11 protein-coding genes and 1 pseudogene are annotated in these 20,191 nt (G+C 38.6%); 5 read left to right on the top strand and 7 right to left on the bottom strand.

The genetic code is table 11. From position 1 onward, the window contains the following. Positions 1 to 102 precede the first annotated feature (102 nt). From H6G41_RS32525 to H6G41_RS32495, 7 genes and pseudogenes are all read right to left on the bottom strand, one after another. Positions 103 to 558 (bottom strand): annotated as a pseudogene (locus tag H6G41_RS32525) (FAD-dependent oxidoreductase); the annotation flags it as partial. A 142-nt stretch (positions 559 to 700) separates the two neighbouring features. Further along, a complete protein-coding gene (locus H6G41_RS32520; RefSeq protein WP_190752324.1) occupies positions 701 to 2,110 on the bottom strand; it encodes an oligosaccharide flippase family protein in 1,410 nt (469 codons plus the stop codon). A gap of 98 nt (positions 2,111 to 2,208) precedes the next feature. Further along, on the bottom strand, positions 2,209 to 3,747 hold the full coding sequence (locus H6G41_RS32515; protein WP_190752323.1) for an O-antigen ligase: 1,539 nt from the start codon (positions 3,745 to 3,747) through the stop codon (positions 2,209 to 2,211). Positions 3,748 to 3,851: 104 nt separating this feature from the next. Next, positions 3,852 to 6,053: a polysaccharide biosynthesis tyrosine autokinase gene (locus H6G41_RS32510; RefSeq protein ID WP_190752321.1), complete on the bottom strand. Its 2,202-nt coding sequence runs from the start codon at positions 6,051 to 6,053 to the stop codon at positions 3,852 to 3,854. Between the two features lie 519 nt (positions 6,054 to 6,572). Then, positions 6,573 to 7,223 carry a sugar transferase gene (locus H6G41_RS32505; protein WP_190752319.1) on the bottom strand — a complete coding sequence of 217 codons (651 nt, stop codon included), beginning with the start codon at positions 7,221 to 7,223 and terminating at the stop codon, positions 6,573 to 6,575. A gap of 204 nt (positions 7,224 to 7,427) precedes the next feature. Further along, a complete protein-coding gene (locus tag H6G41_RS32500) occupies positions 7,428 to 8,654 on the bottom strand; it encodes a glycosyltransferase (RefSeq protein ID WP_190752317.1) in 1,227 nt (408 codons plus the stop codon). 30 nt (positions 8,655 to 8,684) lie between these two features. Continuing rightward, positions 8,685 to 9,857: a glycosyltransferase family 4 protein gene (locus H6G41_RS32495; protein ID WP_190752316.1), complete on the bottom strand. Its 1,173-nt coding sequence runs from the start codon at positions 9,855 to 9,857 to the stop codon at positions 8,685 to 8,687. A 12-nt stretch (positions 9,858 to 9,869) separates the two neighbouring features. Between H6G41_RS32495 and H6G41_RS34850 the strand changes: the two genes are divergently transcribed. The 5 genes from H6G41_RS34850 to H6G41_RS32475 all read left to right on the top strand — a co-directional run bounded on the left by H6G41_RS34850 (position 9,870) and on the right by H6G41_RS32475 (position 19,338). Continuing rightward, entirely contained in the window at positions 9,870 to 10,010 is a 141-nt protein-coding gene (locus tag H6G41_RS34850; RefSeq protein ID WP_206756964.1) for a hypothetical protein, read from the top strand. Between the two features lie 1,199 nt (positions 10,011 to 11,209). After that, positions 11,210 to 12,727: a hypothetical protein gene (locus H6G41_RS32490; protein WP_190752315.1), complete on the top strand. Its 1,518-nt coding sequence runs from the start codon at positions 11,210 to 11,212 to the stop codon at positions 12,725 to 12,727. Then, entirely contained in the window at positions 12,712 to 13,479 is a 768-nt protein-coding gene (locus H6G41_RS32485; protein ID WP_190752313.1) for an AAA family ATPase, read from the top strand. Before H6G41_RS32490 ends, H6G41_RS32485 begins: the two co-directional genes overlap by 16 nt. 1,056 nt (positions 13,480 to 14,535) lie before the next feature. Continuing rightward, the gene (locus H6G41_RS32480) at positions 14,536 to 16,407 is read left to right on the top strand and encodes a hypothetical protein (RefSeq protein ID WP_190752311.1); all 1,872 of its coding nucleotides are present in this window, start codon (positions 14,536 to 14,538) and stop codon (positions 16,405 to 16,407) included. A gap of 1,026 nt (positions 16,408 to 17,433) precedes the next feature. Beyond that, positions 17,434 to 19,338 carry a hypothetical protein gene (locus tag H6G41_RS32475; RefSeq protein WP_190752309.1) on the top strand — a complete coding sequence of 635 codons (1,905 nt, stop codon included), beginning with the start codon at positions 17,434 to 17,436 and terminating at the stop codon, positions 19,336 to 19,338. The last annotated feature ends 853 nt before the right edge of the window (positions 19,339 to 20,191 follow it).

Genomic DNA, 20,191 nt, shown 5'->3' with positions numbered 1-20,191 from the left:
CGCTCGGCTTATGGATTTAGAAACTTTGAAAACTTCCGAATTAGATGCTTGTTAAACTGGCATTTTGATTGTTAGTTTAGCATAACAAGTACTAAAGAACCTAATTTCTAAATTTTCGGAATTATCTTTAATTTCTATACATTCAATATTAAATAAAACTTGAATCGTCTCTTGCCAATATTGTTGAATTTCTTGGTAAAGTAATTGGACAAAAGATGATCTTGGCAACCAATAGGCTGCTTTGCGTTGTGAATCAACAATAGGTAGTTTTTTTGTTTTGCGGGTGCCGTCTTTTTGAATAAAAGTCAAGTAAAACTCAGTGCTAGCTACACTTAAATCAGCGAGTTTGTCTGTTATTTCTAAAGAATCAGTTAGTTTCTGTCCCCGTCCATCAATTTGATAACTAAAGGATTTATCTGGCTCGTAATAATTTGCTGATGGTCTTTTTTCAAGAACTGTAATATCTTTCCAGCCTCTTTTGGCTAGCATTAAAGCGGCCGATAATCCCGCCGGGCCTCCACCAATTATGACAACATTTTTTCTGTAGGAGTGATTCATTGTCATAGCAATTAATTTTCACTCAAATTTTAATTGAAGCTAGTGATTAGCACAAGCGATCGCTCAATACCCAAACTCAATGACAAGAAAAGCCTCCAGATTAAAAACCTGGAAGCTTTTCACAAAATTGACAAAGTATTGTTTAAGCTACTTTTTTCCTAGCCGCCCAGATATCTAAAGGAATCTTGCGAACACCAGGACAATAAATAAATATGGCTCCATAACTGACAACTAGTACACCTACAGCAGCAATTGGTGGTAAGAAAACCCCTGCAAACATACAAATTGTCGATACTAAGGTGATCCAAAAAGAATCCCAATAATCAGGAGAGCCAAACAACCTCGCAATAGATGTATGAAGTAAGTAAAAAGTTGGTAAAGCCAGAATTTCTGACAAACCGTATCCCCATAAACCCATTATAGGTAGGAAAATTATAGTTGCTAACCAAAGAATACCTACATACCAGGCATTGCGTTGAGCAATTTCGTAGTTACGTCCCACTGCATACAAACTAGATGTATGCAGTTCAAAAATTGCTCCTACCAAAACTCCTACCGCGATGAAAGGAAAGATTTGCGCACTGATTAACCATTCTTTAGAGAACATCAACGGAATTAACCAGGCAGAAGTACAAGAAAAAGCAGCACAAATCGGGCCAATCAAAAGTGCCTGATATGTCATACCTTTACTGATAGCATTGCGTGTTTGATCTGGTTTATCTACCAATTTTGCCATCACACTAATTGACATCCGACGTACCACCAACCGCAGGATTGCCAACTGTTCTGCCAATCGCATCGCAATACTGATATAACCAACTACTTCTGTACCGCCTAAACGACTTACCAGTAAAGGTAGCCTTAATCTACGAAGATTTAAAATCGCATCAGAGCCAGAATAGGTAAGTCCATAATTTATAGCTGGTTTCACTACCTTCCACTGCCACCGCCAGCGCCAAGGAACAGGATAGTAATAATATGCCATGACCAGCTGCACTAAATAACCCAAAACAGTACCAATAATTGGCCCCCAATAACCCCAGCCGAGTAATACTAAAGGAATTGCCGAGACATACAATACAACCTTAGAAACTGCCTCTAACAACCCCACTTTATCAAAACTTAGTTCTCGCTCCAACATACTAGTTGGAACCCGACTAACCATATCCATCCACAGTGCAGGTAAAATTGCTTGTAAAGCGTAAGTTACCTCTTGCTGTTTTGTCCACCAGCCAACAAGTGGAGCAGTACAGAATAACACCGCACAAATAGCTATTCCCAGAAAGTTATAAAATGCTTGGATTTGTATTGGTTCTTCATCGGTGAGATTTGGTTGACGTACCAAATAAACTTGCAATCCAAAGCGACAGACTTGGTTTAAAAAATAAAAAATACTTAAAACAATAGTGACAACACCATATAATCCCGGGCCTAACATCCGGGCAATTACTAGCACATTCACCATTGAAAGTGCAGCAACTAGTAATTGCCTGAGTGTCATAGAGACACCACCCCGAATAATTTTTCCTTTAATATCTTTAGATTTAGACATTTATTATAAGCACTTTGATTTTATTTACAGAAAGAATATGATGGACAAGGTTACAAGTAGTGAATTACACAAATTACGATTTTGTTTTGAATTTTTCCTTATCGTCTTCGTGGCAATTGACGAGGAAAAAAATTCTTTTGAGAAGGCGAAGATGTATGTTTTAAATTATTGATTCTAGAATGCTTTTGAGAAGAAGAAATTGAATCATTTACTACATTCACAGGTTGATCCCAATCCCAACCAGCAACTGCTAATAAAGTCCACCAATAGAAGAACATAGTAGTATGGCTCCACACGTTTCCGGCTATCATCCCTACTAGCATTGAGACGAAAAATGCTAGCATCACAAAACAAAGATTTCGTTTAGATGATCCAGATTGAGCAGAATAAGCTAATTGAATTAGACGGAAAAAGACTGCAAAAATAAAAATCAAAAATAGCCCAAAACCCAAAATTCCTTCTTCAGCTAGAAAGCGAACGTAGTCATTATGAGAATAGCTAGCAAGGGGAGTTAAGAATCGAGATGTGTCTAATCCATATCCTAACAGTGGTGCATCTCGCCATCTATCTATTAAAAAAGTCCACTGAGCAACACGCCAATTAAAACTATTACCATCAGTCCATTGTAGCAAAATTGCTCTAGATGTATCAATATGCGGGTTTAATAATGGTGTGCCATACAAAGATTGTAGGCGTTCTTGCCCCATTTCCGAGCCAGCAAATAAGTAAAAAACTACACCAAATAAAAGAATACCGCTAATTATATTACCTACATTTAGCTTTGGTGCCAAAAATGCTGGGATAAAAGCGACCAGCATTGTTAACCCAGTCAATGATTTACTACTAACTAAGAAAAAAGCCAAAGCTGTAACTAGAATCATCCAAGGTATGCGCTGCTTTACCTCGCCCATTTTCCACAGTGCTAGACCTAGAAAAAACAATGTAAATGTCGCAAATGCGTTTGGATGTCCAAGAGTTCCGTTCATCCGCGATCCGGCTTCAATGGCATATCCACTTTGAAATACCAAAAAAGAAGGTAATTTGGATGGGGGAACAGTAACTTGTAAGGTTGCTGCGGTCAATGGAGCAATTAAGCTCAAAAATAAGCTAGAAACTACCTGGATTGGATGTAATTTTTCCTTCATTTGCATCACTAGCAGATACACCATCAATCCAGAAAACATTCGCACCCATTCGCGTAATGCACCTGGAAAGTAGGAGGGGCCAAGCCCTAATCCACCTAGTTTCTGTAAAACTACCCATACTGCTTGCAGAGCTATCCATCCGGCGAGAAACCACCAAAATCCATCGGTGTGTATCTTTTTTCTGGCGATTAAACAATTACCAACATAAAGCAATGCCAAAATATTTAGACCTAAACCAAATACCGCAGGTATTTGTTGGTCAGAAAATGCATCTAAAGCACTGCGCAGAATCAATAAACCTAACAGGGTTTGCTCAAAATTTTTAAAGAAGTTTATAGTAACAGCAATGGCAACAATCAATACAACCAATAAAGCTATGTATAAAGGTTGGAGATTTGCAGCTACACCAAAGATAATGCTCAACAAAATTCCTACAATGCTTAGCAAAACTGTAGGAAAAGAAATAATATTATTGCCTGGATCTATTGCCATCGTCTGTTAGTTTTATATTTTTCTTTTGAGAAAAAGGAAATGCACCTTTGGCGATCTGGCGATCTCATGTGATGAGATTTACAAAATTGGCAATCCAAAATCAACTAGTGAATACTGTTGCTAGTGTTTTTGACGATTGAACCAGAAAAGAAACTTTTAGCTGGTGGTAACTGCTGATGTTCGTCAACTGGTGTGAGTACAGCCAGTTCTTTTTCTACTGGGAGTACAGTTTCATTGATAACTACACCGAGGAGCGTTGAACCACTCTTTTGCAAGTTAGAGATGGCTCTAAAAGCCGCATCTTTAGAGGTAGAGTTGGGCTTGACAACCAAAATTACACCATCTGCGGATTGACTTAATGTTGCAGCATCTGCATTACTGCTGATAGGTGAAGCATCAACAATTACATAGTCATAATGTTGCGCTGCTTCTTCTAAGATCCTATCCATTGACATTTTCTCAATGATTGTCGATGGACGGCTGGGAATTCTACCAGATGGCAATACTGATAAGTTGGGAATTGAAGTAGGTTGAACTAGATCTAATAAAGGCAAATTATCAGTCACGACCTCTGTTAATCCTGGGTAAGCAGGCACATTCAGCAGGTTATGATATACAGGATGCTGGAGGTCGGCGCTAACGATTAATGTACGTCTTGATAGAATCCCGGCGACAGCAGCTAAATGGAGAGCGACGGAAGATTTTCCTTCGCCAAAAGCAACGCTACTGACAATGATGATTTTTGATTGCTCTTTACCTAGCGATTCTAGGGTTTTGAGCAACATTCGGTATGGCTCTACATACTCAGGATTATCTAATAACGAGTCTAGTGCTGCCAAATTAAAGGTTTTAGGATTGAGTTTGGGTAACACCCCTAATACAGGAGTATCTAGCCAAGCTTCCACTTCTTCCGCATCTCGCAACTTGGATTGCATCAGTTCTAGTAGTAAGACTAAAAGTCCGGCTGCTATGATCCCAACTACTGTACTGAGAACAAAAATCACCAATGGTTTTGGTGAAACTGGGGCTAAAGGAATTTCTGCTTCGCCGACAATCCGGATGTTACTGAGAATTTGTCCTTCTGTAATGCGTGCTTCTTCTAATTTGTCATCGAGGGTTTTCAGGGCTTTTTCCGCTTTCTCTCGCTCGCGGGTTAGGGCGACTAGGGATTGCTGGGAATAAGGGATTTTGGCAACACGCGATCGCAAGCCTTCGATATCTCTTTGTACTACCTTGAGCTTGTCTTCTAAGCCTTTGCGTTCGCTTTCAACTAGGATATAGCGAGATATTAAATCTTGGCTTAACTGGTTAGCTGCAATGTCGTTAGAATCGACTGTTTGATTTGCGGGAATTATTTGTGATATTTGTTGATTATAGAGGCTGCGAAGTTCGTCTCGCTTCTGTGCTAGTGCTAAAACTTCTGGATGTTGATCTGTCCAGCGGGTGCGCGCACTAGCGATCGCCACTTCAGTCGCAGTAATTTGTTTGTTTAACTCTTTGATCTGCTCATCCTGGCCAATTCTATTAACTATGTATGCGCCTGTAGGTGTATTTGCTCCTACTACTTGTTGCAATGATGACTCTTGCTTTCTGGCTTCTTGCAATTGAGCACGCAGTTGCCTTTCCTGATTTTCTAGGGATGATAAGCTTTCAATTAACCCTTCAGTTTGGATATTAGAAGCAACAAAACTATATGTCTCACGATACCTTCTTTCAGCTTGTTCAGCTTTTTGCAGTCTTTGCTTTTGTTCAGGTATTTGCTCTTCTAAAAAGTTGCGCAGACTGGTAGCTTCTGCTCTAATTAATTTAGTATTTTCTGCAATTACTAATTTAGCAATCTGGTTTAGTAGATCGGCAGCAATCTTTGGATCTGAATGTGTATAACTAATCTCTAAAATGCTAGTTGCAGGTACAATTTCTACTTTTATTCCTGTCTTCAGTTCTTCCAGTGTGGGCAACTTTTCAATTGGTATTTTCCCCTCACTCAAAGCTCTTTTCAAAGCACCCCGAAGAATTTGTTGAGATTGCACCAGTTCTGCCTGAGTCGCTACTGGATCGGCTGCTTTACTAGGTGATTGGTTGTTAATATTTGAGAGTTCTTGCCCTAAAGCAGAAAGACCTACTTCTTTCTGACCAACCATCAGTCTGGCTGATGTTTCATACAATCGCGGTGAAATAGCTAAACTGATTGCTGTCACACCTATTAATACAGATACAAACGTTGATGAAGCTAACCAAGCATGTCGCTTCAGGGCGGTTATATAAGATAACGGAAGAGCAGCTTTACCCATTAATGTACCTGCCAATTTTTTATATTCACCAACTTATTAGATGACTTATTCTAATATACAGATATATGTCTATTAACTACCAATTATCTCAACTAGATTTTGTGTTGAACAAAAGTTTTGGTAATTATTTCTAATTAATCTTCAGTACAAGCTTTAGATGAGACGTAATTAAATTAATTAATACTCATCTTTGGCACAGGCTGCGAACAATATTATCGGTAGACTTCACCCTAATTAACCTATAAGCCTTTTTGTTAGAGAATTTTCATCCGAGCTACCGGAAATGTTGCCCAGCTTAGTACTGAATACTAATGAGGTTTACTAATTATCGTACTTAAGAAAAGTGTATAACATTTGTGTTGATTTTTTTAACAAAATCCTGTAAAGAGATATTGTTGATTTAGATAATGCTGTTGCTGACGAATTGGATCTGCACTGGGAAGATATTTATTTAGACGATAAAGAATCTGGTTTAGTTTCTCAAAAGCCTTGTATTGATAAAAGAGCAGTAACTAATAATCAAACTCGAAATGATTAGTAGGCTCCATCCCGATTGAAGACTACTTGCAATGTTTTCAGAATCAGCTTGAGGTCGTAGATCACAGACCATTTTGACTGATAAGCTAAATCCAACTTGACTATATCTTCAAAATCTTCGATTCTCGAACGTCCATTAACTTGCCATTCACCTGTGATACCCGGCTTAACCAGCAAGCGCCGGAAGTGATGGACTTCATATTTCTCTACTTCATCTAATGTGGGTGGACGAGTACCAACCAAGCTCATATCACCCATTAACACATTCCAGAATTGTGGTAGTTCGTCTAAGCTAGTGCGTCTGAGAAAAGCACCAACATTGGTAATACGCGGATCTTTGTGGTTCTTAAAAATGTTTCCTTTAGCCTGATTTTGCACTAAATGCTTCATTTGTTCGGCATTAACCTGCATAGTGCGGAACTTCCAAATGCGGAAAGTTTTACCGTTTAAACCACAACGCAGCTGGCTGTAAAAAATCGGGCCGGGATTGTCGAATTTGATAGCGATCGCGATGGGGATGGCGATCGCTGCTGTCACTACCAAGCCAACTACCGCACCCATAATATCGATTAAGCGCTTAAGTTGAGAGGTAGCTGAAGGATGTACCCTTTGTTGAAAATGAGGAAGATCAGTAAAATGAATCTGCATTGATTTTTCAGGCAAGACAGTAACTAAAGATTTGTTAGGTATGAGCGCTAAGGCTTACTTCTCCTACAGGTAAACAACCTGATAAATTCTATGATTTTAAAGATTGCACCCTGATGTCGCATATTATGTAGATATCAGCCTCAATGAACTATTAAAACGGGATAGCGTACTACGATGTCAAAAAGGCTGAGAAAAACTGTAGATTTATGCGTAAGCCTTTAACAATTGACCTTGTCCATCTCTCCAGTTTTCCAGTAACTCAGTATAAATACCGTTAACGACGTAACGGGCATCATATGGTTTGACGACTCTTACACATGCTTCCGAAGGATAGTGGCTAGGATTGATTAATACCTGGTTCCATGCAGCGGAGATCGCTTCTGGAGTTTGTTCGTCAACAACAATGCCACTATCAGCACTCAAGAAGTTTGGTGTTTCACCAGCACGGGTGGTGACTACAGGGGTTCCACAAGCCAGTGCTTCAATACTCGCTCGACATAAACCTTCGTAGGCACTGGTTAACACAAACATGTTAGAAACTCGATATAAGTTTGCTAATTCTGTTTGTGGTAGTGGTGGGAAGATGGTGACGCGATCGGTTAAACCTAAGCGGGCAATTTCCGCACGTACATCTTCTTCTAATTCACCCTGTCCGACAATTAATAAGTGAGTATTTGGCTCATTGAGTTCTGCAAATGTGCGTATCAATAGTAGGGGCTGCTTTTGCGGATGGAGACGACCTGCAAACAAGATAAAACGTTTATCTGCTGATAGCCCTAACTCTTGTGTTAGCTTAACTCTTCCTTCCTCTTGTTCTTGGGTAGATACAGAATAGAAAATGTCGCTATCTACTGTATTCACCAAGTAAGATACTTTATCTGCAACCTGGGGATATTTCTCTTTATATTGCTTTGCAGCTTTGGTATTACAGGAAAAGATGCGATCAAACTGTCTGACTAAGCGGCGTTCCAATGCATAATAAGCCCAAGGAATATGCCGCCAGAGAATACCACCTCCCTGGTGTGTTCCCCTCATCTCTTGATCGATGTCATTGTGAATATAGAAGATCCGCTTACCAGACCAGCCAGAACTACCTAGTGATGCTTCTATACGATGGAATTGCAAAAAGTCAGAAGAAAAATTATGGCGCAAAAGTGCCATTGTATACTTCACAGTTGTGGGTACTAAACCACGGAAGTTGTCATTCTTCAGTTCAATCAAAGGCATAAACAAAAAGTTTCTGCCAAATAATTCTGCTTCATGCCATTGACCAATAGGCATATTGGGGTCGCCATTACCTGTTCCTACCAGGCGGATATTGATATCCTTAGGCGCATACTTGAGAATGTAGCGGATACAAGTCTGAATACCACCAATAGTGGGGTTCCAAGGATTAAATTGATAGAAAATCGTGAGAGTTGGCTGACGCATGATTCAATTCCTTCACTATAGTGGGTTATCTTAAGAAAGCTTGGTCGTCACGAGTTTGCCACCTGCGCGTTGACCGGGAGAACTTAACAAGTTCTCATAAAGGCTCAGATTGTCAGCTGTAATTTTTTCCCAGCTATAGTTAACTTGCACGTTTCGTTGAGCATTTTCAGCCATCTGTTTCATTTCTTGTGGATGCTGAATTGCCCAATCCATTTGTTGTACTAAAGAGTCAATGTTACCAGCGCGGAACATTACCCCTCTATTGGTACTTACCAATTGTTGATGTGGAGGAATATCGCTAGCAATGACTGGGATAGCTTGTGACATTGCTTCTAGCATCGCTAAAGGTAGACCTTCTAGGTCGGATGGTAAGGCAAACAATCCGGCTCCGCGCACAATTTCCCACAGACGCGCACCTCTTAATTCACCAGCAAAGATGATATCGGGGTCATTGGCTACTTGCTGCAACATTTGGGAGGTAAATTCTTTGGTATCGCTGACTCCCCCAGCTAATACCAGTTTCCAGCCTGCTGGTTTCAGTTTTTTGAAAGCTTCAATTAGTAAGTCGGGGCATTTTTCGGGAACTAGTCTGCCCAAAAATAAAACGTAGCGCCCTGAGGTTAAGCCCAAAGATTGCCCATAGGCAAAGGTAGGATCGGATGCACCGTAAGTTGCTGCGGCATTGGGAATATAAACAGATTGCTTACCATAGGTTTGTCGGAAGTAAGAACGTAATTCTTCCGAAACCACAATCAGCCCATCAGCAAAGCGGACAGCAGCTTTCTCTCCTTGAAGAATTAAATTGCTAGATAACTTACCCCATTTATTACGTTGCCAATCTAATCCCTGACAGGTAACGACAACTTTTGTAGATAAGGAAAGTTTTGGTATCCAAGTAAATAAAGATGGGCCCAAGGCATGAAAATGTACGATGTCATAGCGATTGCCCACACACATCATAGCTCCCAACATCGAACTGAAGAAAGCATCTAGTCCTTTGCCGTTTGGGCAAGGTAAAGAAACTACGCGGACACCTTCAAAGTCATATTCTGAGAAAGGAGATGAATCTGTAGTTGAAGAACGAGCAAATAAATCAACAGAATGACCTTTCGCAACTATGCGGGGATATACTTCCGCACAGTAATGTTCAATACCACCTTGTTTTGGAGGGAGACCTTTTGCACCTATGACAGCTATTTTCATGGTTTTTACTGAATGAATGATGGATTGTTAAGCAAGAATGATGAGGCGGGTAATCTGGCAAATGCAGAGATTAGTTGGCATTTATACCAGTTTGCGATCGCTCTTTTGGATCTTCTTTACAGATTGGGATGCTGGGCATCTGAACTTGCCTGAATCATGCAACTTATCACTTGTATAAGTTGCAGAGGAATCATCTTCGGATTGCACAAAGCAGCACTATCCGCAATATCCGCAATTGATGAATTGATCCTGGATTGACAAACTTGGTAAATACACTCAGATACACCCACCTCGCCTCCTGAAATTGCCGAAATTTTAATTTAATAGGGGTTACAAGACTATTTATTGCTGATGGATAGAGGAATGCTGAATACTGAAAGTACGGGAACCAACATAGCTCTAACCATGTGTTTTGGCATTAAGTTAAATAGAGGTTAACGAATGCTCGGTATTTAGGTTAAATCTTGCTTAAACACAGTATATAAGACTTTCCACGGAAAAAAAATTGAAGTTACTGTTAAATAGACACTGTTTTATTGCAAAATTTACGTGAAGACCATGAGTAAAGAAAAAGTTGCTGTATCAATGCCAATTTGGCAATAGTTTATTGCAAATTTTCTGTAAAGAATACCAGGAATTACTAGAATGTACTTCATTGCTGCTTAATAAATACCTAAGTAGAAATCAAATTTCGGCTGAGAAGATTCATAATCAAAATAAATCCTTCTTAAAGGGGATGTTAGAAAATAAAGCGGGAATATTTCTTCTTGTCAGGGTTTGACAATTTTTTGGCAAATTTTCATTCGCTAGAGTCATCAAGGTTATAACCTGTAAAAATAATCCTGCTCGGTAATTGCCAAAAATATCTTGATGTGTTATTAGTGCAGTATAGTGGGAATCACTGACAAAACAAAAACGCATCAAAAAGCTATTTAATTTCAAAGTCTTTTGAAATTAAAATTCGGAAATTTCACTGAAGCGCAACCAGTAGAAACTAATTCAAGTTCATCTATCTGCAAAAGCTATAGTGATATAAAAATAACCGATATTAACTATAAATATAGTAATTTTGCGTAGACTAACAGTGTCTTGCCACAGTTATCGCATATGATTATTGCTAATTGAAATTTTTTGGGTGCGAAAGCAAGTAGAAATAATGGTTATACATAATTTTTGTGTAAAAGATTTTCAAAGATTGTCCATTTTGAGTTGAAAATAAGTCAACAATTAAAGTAAAACTCCTAACAGAGCCATCTGTGCAAGCAATGCACTGTGAATTGCACAGTAAACAAATATACAGACATAGAAAACATAGTAATTTCTAGAAATTTAAATAAGGAGCAGATGAAATAATGTCAGCACTCCAGGTTGTTCAAAAGCTTAACTACTACCTCGACCAAAACAATATTCGTTATTGTCACTGGAAGAGTAATGAGCATGTTGATGCCGCTGTTGAAGGTAAAACAGACTTAGATGTTTTAGTAGATGAAAACGAAAAAGCCAATTTACAACGAGTGTTAAATGAAGTTGGATTCAAATATTTTGAAGCTATTCCCTGTCGCAGATATAGAGATATTGATGATTATTTAGCGCTGGATGAAGAGACAGGAATATTAGTACATCTTCATCTTCACTATCGCCTGGAATTGGGGGAAAAATATCTTAAGGGTTACCGTCTGCCTTGGGAAGAGTTATTATTGTCTACTCGAATTTATAGCGAAGAATATCAAATTTATATCGCAGAACCTAATATTGAAACAATTTTACTGGTTGTCAGGGCAGCGCTCAAGGTGAGAACGCGCGATCGCTTAAACAATCTCTTGGGTAAAGATTATTTTAAAGGAGACTTTATCCGGGAGTTTCGCTGGCTGAAAGAAAGACTCGATCGCCAAAAAGTTCAGGAACTGAGTGAGAAGCTTTTAGATAGTGAAGCGACTAAGTTAGTTTTAGATGTCATTGACAGCGAATCAAACCTCAAGCTGTTATTAAAATCCGGTAATGCGATCCAAGTAGCTTTAAAGCAATATCGACGCTATCACCCATTGGTATCAAAGGTGTTGAGATGGAAACTGGAAATTCAATACCTATTCTTCAAGAGCTTGAGAAAGTTTTTCCAGGCTCCAGTAGCAGCGCACAGAACGCCTACTACTGGTGGTTTAATGATTGCGGTTTTAGGTGCAGATGGCTCTGGTAAATCTACTGTTACCAAAGAAATCAGAAAATGTTTCTCTCATAAACTTGATGTCCAGCCAGTTTACCTGGGTAGTGGCGATGGGCCTGCTTCTTGGTACCGACTACCATTAGTCTTAGCAAGTAAAGCAGCTAAGGCTTTGCGTCCTAAGCGATCGCATCATCAGTCGAATCAAAGACAAACTTCTTCTGAATTGGTAGGAAATTCCCAGCCTAAATCTCCCTTGAAAAGACTGGGTAAAGCTTTATGGGCAATTACCCTGGTTTACGAAAAACACCAAAAACTTCAGCATTGTTCCGTAGCCAAACAACGGGGAATGATTGTAGTTTCCGATCGCTATCCCCAAACTCAAATTCTTGGGTTTAATGATGGCCCTCTACTCACTAACGCTAATGGAAAGTCATCGTCATATCCTGGCTTTCTCCAAGAATGGGAGTTAAAAAATTACCAACAAATGGTTGGTACTTTACTCCCCGACTTAGTGATCAAATTGAATGTTACCCCAGAAATTGCTTTGGCGCGTAAGTCGGATACTCCTACAGACATTGTGAAACAGAAAGTTGATGCTGTACAGGCATTGAAGTTTCCGCCACAAACCAGAGTAGTCAATATTGATGCTACTCAACCGCTCGATCTTGTTTTACTACAGGCAAAACAGTCCGTATGGCAACATCTTTAACTGAAATTAATCTACCTCAGAACAAGGTTAATGCTCCGATAGTCTTAGAGTTTATCGGACTGCCCGGTGCCGGTAAAACTACTGTCTTTCAGCAAGTAGTTGCCCAACTCAAACAACAAGGAGTATCCGTCGCCGCTGGAGACCAAATTCTCAGGGATTGGAAGCATCAACCACTTTGGCAACGGCTATGGAAACTGATTCCCCAAACTCAAAATCAATGGCGGATTTTGTGGCAATCTTTGTTGCTGGCGACTCAAGTCAAACCAACTAATTGGCTCAGTTTTTCTAAAGCAATCAAAACTTATGCTAATTTGAAACGCATTGATGCGATCGCTCAAAGTCAAAAAGAGCAACTCATCTTACTAGATCAGGGATTGTTGCAAGAAATTTGGTCAATTGGAATTACAGGCACTACTCCTGATTTAGAAGATATCAGGCAGGAATTAGGTTTAATTTTTTCTCAAAGGTCAATTGCCATTGTTGATTTCCAAATTAATGTGGAAACTGCAATTCACAGGATTAAAAATCGTCCAACAGACCAAAGTCGTTTTGACCTAATGTCACAAGAAGCAGCACTGCAATTACTTTCTCAGTATGCTCCCTATCTGCAAGATATTATCAACTGCGCTCAAACATTTCATATTCCCGTTTTGGAAATCGATAGTTCGCTGGCGGTAGATGAAAAAACACAAAATATTGTTTCCTGGATTAATAACAGCTTAATCAAGCATCCTGAAGTTGTCAGGTTGTGATTGTCTTTAGGAGTCCTGAAAATTTACAGAAAAAATCAGCTTTGAAAGTAGATTAATACAGGATTACTATTTGAGTTAGGAAATAATCTTTATTCGGGCATTGCCTACCAAAACATCATCAGGTGGGCAATGCTTACCCTACATCTAATTTTCCTAATTGCGAATTATCTGATTACAAGACTGGCAAGGAACAAGTCTGATTTCCACTAGATATTACTTCTTCTATTTACCTTAAGGCTGGAGTTCAAGCCAGAAGGATATTATTACAAATTACAAACCACGATTAATTATTTTTAAGATATTTGCTTATGATAATTTTTTTGAGATATATTGCTTTTTTAAAGCAAAACTAAGTTGTATAAAAATCTAATTTAATTTTTGAATATAATTTCATCATGTTTCGCTAAAAATGTAGACTAATTAATGCTCGATATCACTCCTCTCACTGAGGAAATATAGAGATGAGATTTTCCCTCTGTGGATAGTTCAAAAATCAACTACGAATTTTATATCTACGCAAGTTGATAAAATTATAGTTGGGCTGATATATCCAAATATTAGTAAGTAGGACTGCGGAAATAATTCAAGATTTGTAGTCAGGACTTTAGCTATCAAATAAGGACTGAATTCCTGACTACGAAAAAAATCAACTAAGTTTTATATTGCTTAATATAGGTTGGGTTTTTCGCACAGACTTACTTACGCTAACAATTTATATTAAAAGCATTTTGTCACTACCATAATCATCTTTTTTTAATAAAAATTTTATAAAGAAAGATTTTTTTCTTCTAGGCTATCTAAGCAATTAAGTGCAGTAATCAGGCGAGATTTCTGTATTACTTATTCTTTTATATATACATATAAAGTAACTAATTTTATAAATTTATGATGAATTATCTATAAATTTTCTTCTTAATTAATGTAGTGTTCCATACAATCGATCTACCATTTTTACTGGTTGTATCCGCAAACAAAAGTATTTGCTCAACATATAACCATGAAACCACTTAGTTCAAATAATTAGATCAACGCCTCAAAGTTTAGGTATCAACAAACATGGCAACTGCAACTACCAACTCATCAATTTTAAAACTCATACAGACGATCAAAACTTCTGAATTTTCGCCTGCAAGTCCAGATCCTTCAGGGATTGCTTATATTCGACATTTGGGGGGACTGTTAATTGCTGATGGTGAAGTTGAAGAAAACTCTAAATTATTCAAGGGAAAGAACCTGTTCCAAGCTAGTCTACAAGGTTCTTTAAAGAATACTTTCACCACTACAGACTTTTCTGATGAGCCGACAGGAATAGCATATAACCCAGCCAATCGCTTCCTCTATATTTCTGATGATGACGAGCAGAGAATTTTCCAACTCAACCCTGGAAAAGATGGACTTTACAACACTAACGATGATGTTGTCACCTCTTTTAGAACCACTTCCTTTGGTAGTCGCGATCCGGAAGATGTAACATATTCACCCACAACAGGGCATTTATTTATTGTTGATGGGGTAGGTACACAAGTCTATGAAGTTAAAACGGATGGCTCCTTAGTTAGTCAATTTGATACTGCTAAGTTGGGACTAAAAGATCCTGAAGGTATCTTCTTCGATGCTCCTACTGGTCACCTATTTATGGTTGGTTTCCCAGCTAACCGGGTATTTGAACTAACAACTAAAGGTGAGCTTGTCCGTACCTATGATATTTCTGCGGCCAAAGCAATCAAGCCTGCGGGTATTACTATTGCACCAACTAGTAACGATCCCAGCAAACAAAGCCTCTACATTGTCGATCGCGCCGTTGATAATGATGGTAATCCCAACCAAAATGACGGTCGGATCTACGAATTTGCCCTAGGTACATCTGGTGGTAGTCCTATCAATCAAGCACCATCTGTTAATGCTGGTGAGGATTTAGTGATTTTCAAGCAGGCGAGTTTGAATGGTAGCGTCATAGATGATGGCTTACCCAACCCACCTGCTTCCTTAACTACGACTTGGAGTAAAATTAGTGGCCCCGGCAATGTTTCCTTCACAAATGCAAATACAGAGGATACTACTGCAACATTCTCATCTGCTGGTTCTTATGTACTACAACTAAAAGCTAATGATGGCAAATTGACAACTACTGATGAAGTATCAGTTTTAGTATTAGATCCACAGTCCACTTCGTTCTTCAGTTTGAGTGGTAGTGGTACGGTTGGTGGAGTGGCTTTCGATGATGAGGACATTTTGGCTTATAACCGCTCTACTGGTAAATGGGCGATGTATTTTGATGGCTCTGATGTGGGGTTATCTAGCCGTAATTTGCAAGATTTCCACATCAATCAAGATGGCTCAATTTTGTTTAGTTTGAACAGTTCTCTGAACTTAACTGGTGTAGGTAGAGTAGAGAAACAAGATATTGTCAAGTTCACTCCTACTTCTACGGGAAATACCACGTCTGGTAGTTTTGAGTTATACTTTGATGGTTCGGATGTAGGATTATCAAAAAGTGATGAAGCGATTGATGGGATTGCCTTTACACGAGATGGCAAATTAGTTATAAGTACTACAGGTAAATTTAGTGTTCCAGGTAATGGGGATAATATCAAAGGTAATGATGAAGACCTGATTGCTTTCGAGTCCACTAGCTTAGGCGCAAACACTGCGGGTACATGGACTTTATTTTTCCAGGGTGCTGATGTAGGGCTAACACAAAGTAGCGAAGATATAGATGGTGTTTGGATTGATCGCAATAACAAGCTTTATCTCACTACTAAGGGTGCATTCCAAGTAACTGATGTTTCCGGTGATGGTGGTGATATTTTGACTTTTACGCCTACTGGACTAGGTTCCACTACAAGTGGGAAATATTCTCCATTTTTGGATAATGTAGATAATGGGCTTGCAGGCGTCTTAGTTGATGGTTTTAGCCAAGTAGCTTGAGGATTGAGATGCTAGACAAAGACAAAAATGGACAAAAATTTAGCTAGTTTACTTTCAGCTTAGATTCTATTGGTGATTCAAGGGTTTTACTCCTCACCCCCATGATTTTATTTGGTTTCCAAACTACTGCTACTCTAAACTTTGGGAACCTAGGCTAGAGTAGGGCGTTGATAAAATTTGGGACTGAGAGAGATCGCCCTTGACTGACCAATAGTGCTTGTTGATAAAATTTCCCTAAGACAAAGACAATGTTCTTTCCATATTCACCAGAGCGATCGCTTATTTGTATAATTAAAAGTCTCTCAAGCTTTCCTCAGAGGCTATGTATCTTCAGAATCGGCAATTTTATTCTCAATAAAATGGGGACTTTTAACTTCAGTTTGTGAATTTAGAAACTAGCTATTCAGCATTTATTGGCAATTAATATATTGAAAATAAATCTATTTTTGGCATTAAAAAAATATTTTTTATATCTATAGGTTGAGTTAATAGTAAATTCTATATTGTAAATTTCGATTTAATATAGATAAATATTTGAGTTTGATAAACAGCAATCAAAAATGTAAAACTGTCCTGGCTTTTCTCCAATAAAGTATTCTTGAATAAAATCTCGTAGAACTATACAACTGCAAAGGATCAAGAGACATGAGATAGCAGTCTCTATATCTACACCAATACATACAAGCTTATTTGTCCAGGGAATGCATTGGATTGGCTGATTTAAATTAACAGGGTTTATATAAAAAACTTAAATAGTAATTTTACGTATTGTTAGCTTTTTCAGACAAGTTTTTATGGAGAACATCAGTAGTTCCATAACTTGTCAGAAATTTTATGTAATCATCATCATAAATGAAATGTTTTTATGAAATTCCGATGAATTATATATGAATTTCCCGATTCATTAGTTATCGAGTTATACAATTTGTTTAGCATACTTACTTGCTTTTCCTAACAAATAAAGTTTTTGCGTAAATATCCAAACGTAAAAACACTTAGCTGCCAAAATTCAACTACTAAAGAATAATGACAACTTTGTTCACCTTCGTAAGGACTATCTTCACATCTGACTTTGGGACACCAAGTCCCGATCCATCGGGGATTGTTTATATCAATCACTTGGGTTCGCTGTTTGCTGTTGACGGTGAAGTCGATGAAATGCCAACTTACTTCACCGGTAGAAACATTTTTCAAACAAGCCTGTCAGGTACTTTTCAGGGAGGCCTGAGCACTATGGACTATTCCAACGAGCCGACAGGGATAGCCTATAATCCAGCAAATCGCTTTCTCTACATTGCCGATGATAATAAGCGTCTAGTTTTTACGGTCGATCCGGGAGAAGATGGCAAATACAACACTAATGATGATGTTGTTAGCTCCTTTAGTACTGCTTATTGGGGTAGTTTTGACCCCGAAGATATTGTTTATTCACGAGAGTCTGGGACTCTATTTGTCGTTGATGGACTGGGTGACACAGTTTACCACGTTACTACAAACGGCACTTTATTGGGTCAGTTTAATACTCTTAGTGCCGGGCTTCAAGATCCAGAAGGAATTGCCATCAATCCTTTGAATGGGAACCTATTTATGGTCGGTTTCCCATCTAACCAGCTATTTGAATTTTCTACCTCTGGTCAACTACTCAACACCTATAATATTTCGGCGGCGAACGCACTCAAACCAGCTGGTATTGCTTTTGCACCCAGTAGCGACAATCCATCTTTACTAAGTATTTATATTGTCGATCGCGCTGTTGATAATGACACTGACCCCGCTGAAAATGACGGTAAAATCTATGAATTTGCCTTAAATACTCTTATCCCTAATGAAGCACCAGTACGTACTGCTATCCCCAATCAAGCACCAGCTGTAGCCGCAGGTCAAAACCAAATAGTTTTGTACCAAGCAAACCTCAATGGTTCTGTATTTGATGAAGAGATACCGCTTTCAGGAAGTTTAACCACTACATGGAGTGTAATTAACGGGCCTGGCAATGTTGATTTTGCCGATGCTGCTGACCCAGATACAACTGTGACCTTCTCCACACCGGGAACTTATATTTTGCAATTAACTGCAAATGATGGGCAATTAAGCGGTATAAGCCAGACAACAATCCAAGTATTAGATCCGACATCCACAACCTTTGTTAGCTTTGGTAGTCGTGGAACTATTGGGGGAATCAGCCATAACCGACAGGACATCCTCGCATATGACCAATCAGCAGATAAGTGGCATATGTATTTTGATGGTTCTGATGTCTTTGGTGCTGCGAATCAAAGCATCACTATGCGAGATTTTCACATCAATGCTGATGGCTCGATTTTATTTAGTATTAATAATCCGGCTATCTTACCTGGTGAAATTGAAGTCGATGATGCGGATGTGGTGAAATTTATTCCTACTACCACAGGTGATTTTACCAGTGGCAGATTTGAATTGTATTTTGATGGATCGGATGTGGGATTACCAGTTGAGTCTGGCTCTCACGAATTAGATGCGATCGCTCTCGACCGAGATGGTAATTTGGTCGTTAGTCTTAGAGGTTCTGCTACTCTTTCGGGAATTACTGGTTCAGTAGGAGATGAAGACCTCATCCGATTCAGAGCTAGCAGTTTAGGGGAGGAAACAACAGGTACTTGGGAAATGCTGTTTGATGGGTCTGACGTTGGTCTAAATGACGGCGGTGACGACGAAGATGTGAATGGTGTTTGGTTTGACCCTTATAGTGACAAAATTTTCCTCACAACCAATGGCGCATATAGTGTTGCTGGTGCATCTGGTGATGGTGGTGATATCTTTGTATTTAACCCGACTTCACTTGGTGTCAATACCAGTGGTAGTTTTAGCTCTCATTGGGATGGGTCAACTTATGGAATAGCTAGTACTGTTATTCTTGAAGGTATTAGTGTTGCTCCCCCTCCAGTGATTTAGCTTAGTTTTTATGAATTTATTCCCAAAAATATAGTAGTTGCGTCTACCCATTTTGCCAGGATTCAAGATTCACAATTCTGTATCCAATTTAGTTGAGTTTGTAGTTTCAACTTTTGGAGCGATTAGCATCAAGCAATCGAGACCACTCGATAAGCAGGTCAAGTAATATTACCAGCAACAATATATCAGCAAAAATTAAGACAGCATCAAGTAACCAATTACCACCAATTCATAAGTCAGTTTGCATTTGATGAAAAAGACTTAAAGTTTCAATAATAGCCACAAATTAAATGCATTCTATAAAATACTTGTTAAGTGATATAGGACTTACGCAAGTAAAATTTTTTATTGCGATCGCAACTTATTTCAGATTAGCATTCCCAGAGTTTCAGGTGATTACTTCGCTACTCTATCCTAGCCTTTGACAACCCCTACGGGGAACGGGAACCCTTTCAGCTTTAACCAAAGCTATGCGGTTCGCGTAGCTTCTCTGACAGGAGAATGCTTTATGCTCACAATACAATAATGTAATTCTATTACTTTCGTATAAATTCTATAATCTTTGCGAAAAAATATTAATTCTCAAGCAAATAGGTGATAACAAAATAACATTTTTATTTTGCTATTTTAAATTTTAGTTAATTTTTAAAATATTGACATTTTTATTTATAAAAAATTTTTTCTACATTTATAAGTTTCAATTCATACATAATAACACCTTTATTAAACAAACTCAACATTTTTGTAGCTACTAAGTAGGTGGGCAGGAAAATTTATAAGTATGTAACGGAAATTTAACCAGAGTCATTAGAGTTAAATTTAATACGTTTTGTACTATAGTTGCCTTTTTCTC

Origin of the sequence: Tolypothrix sp. FACHB-123 (assembly GCF_014697075.1) — a bacterium.
Classification (GTDB): domain Bacteria; phylum Cyanobacteriota; class Cyanobacteriia; order Cyanobacteriales; family Nostocaceae; genus Aulosira.
This window is presented reverse-complemented; position numbering and strand designations above follow the sequence as displayed.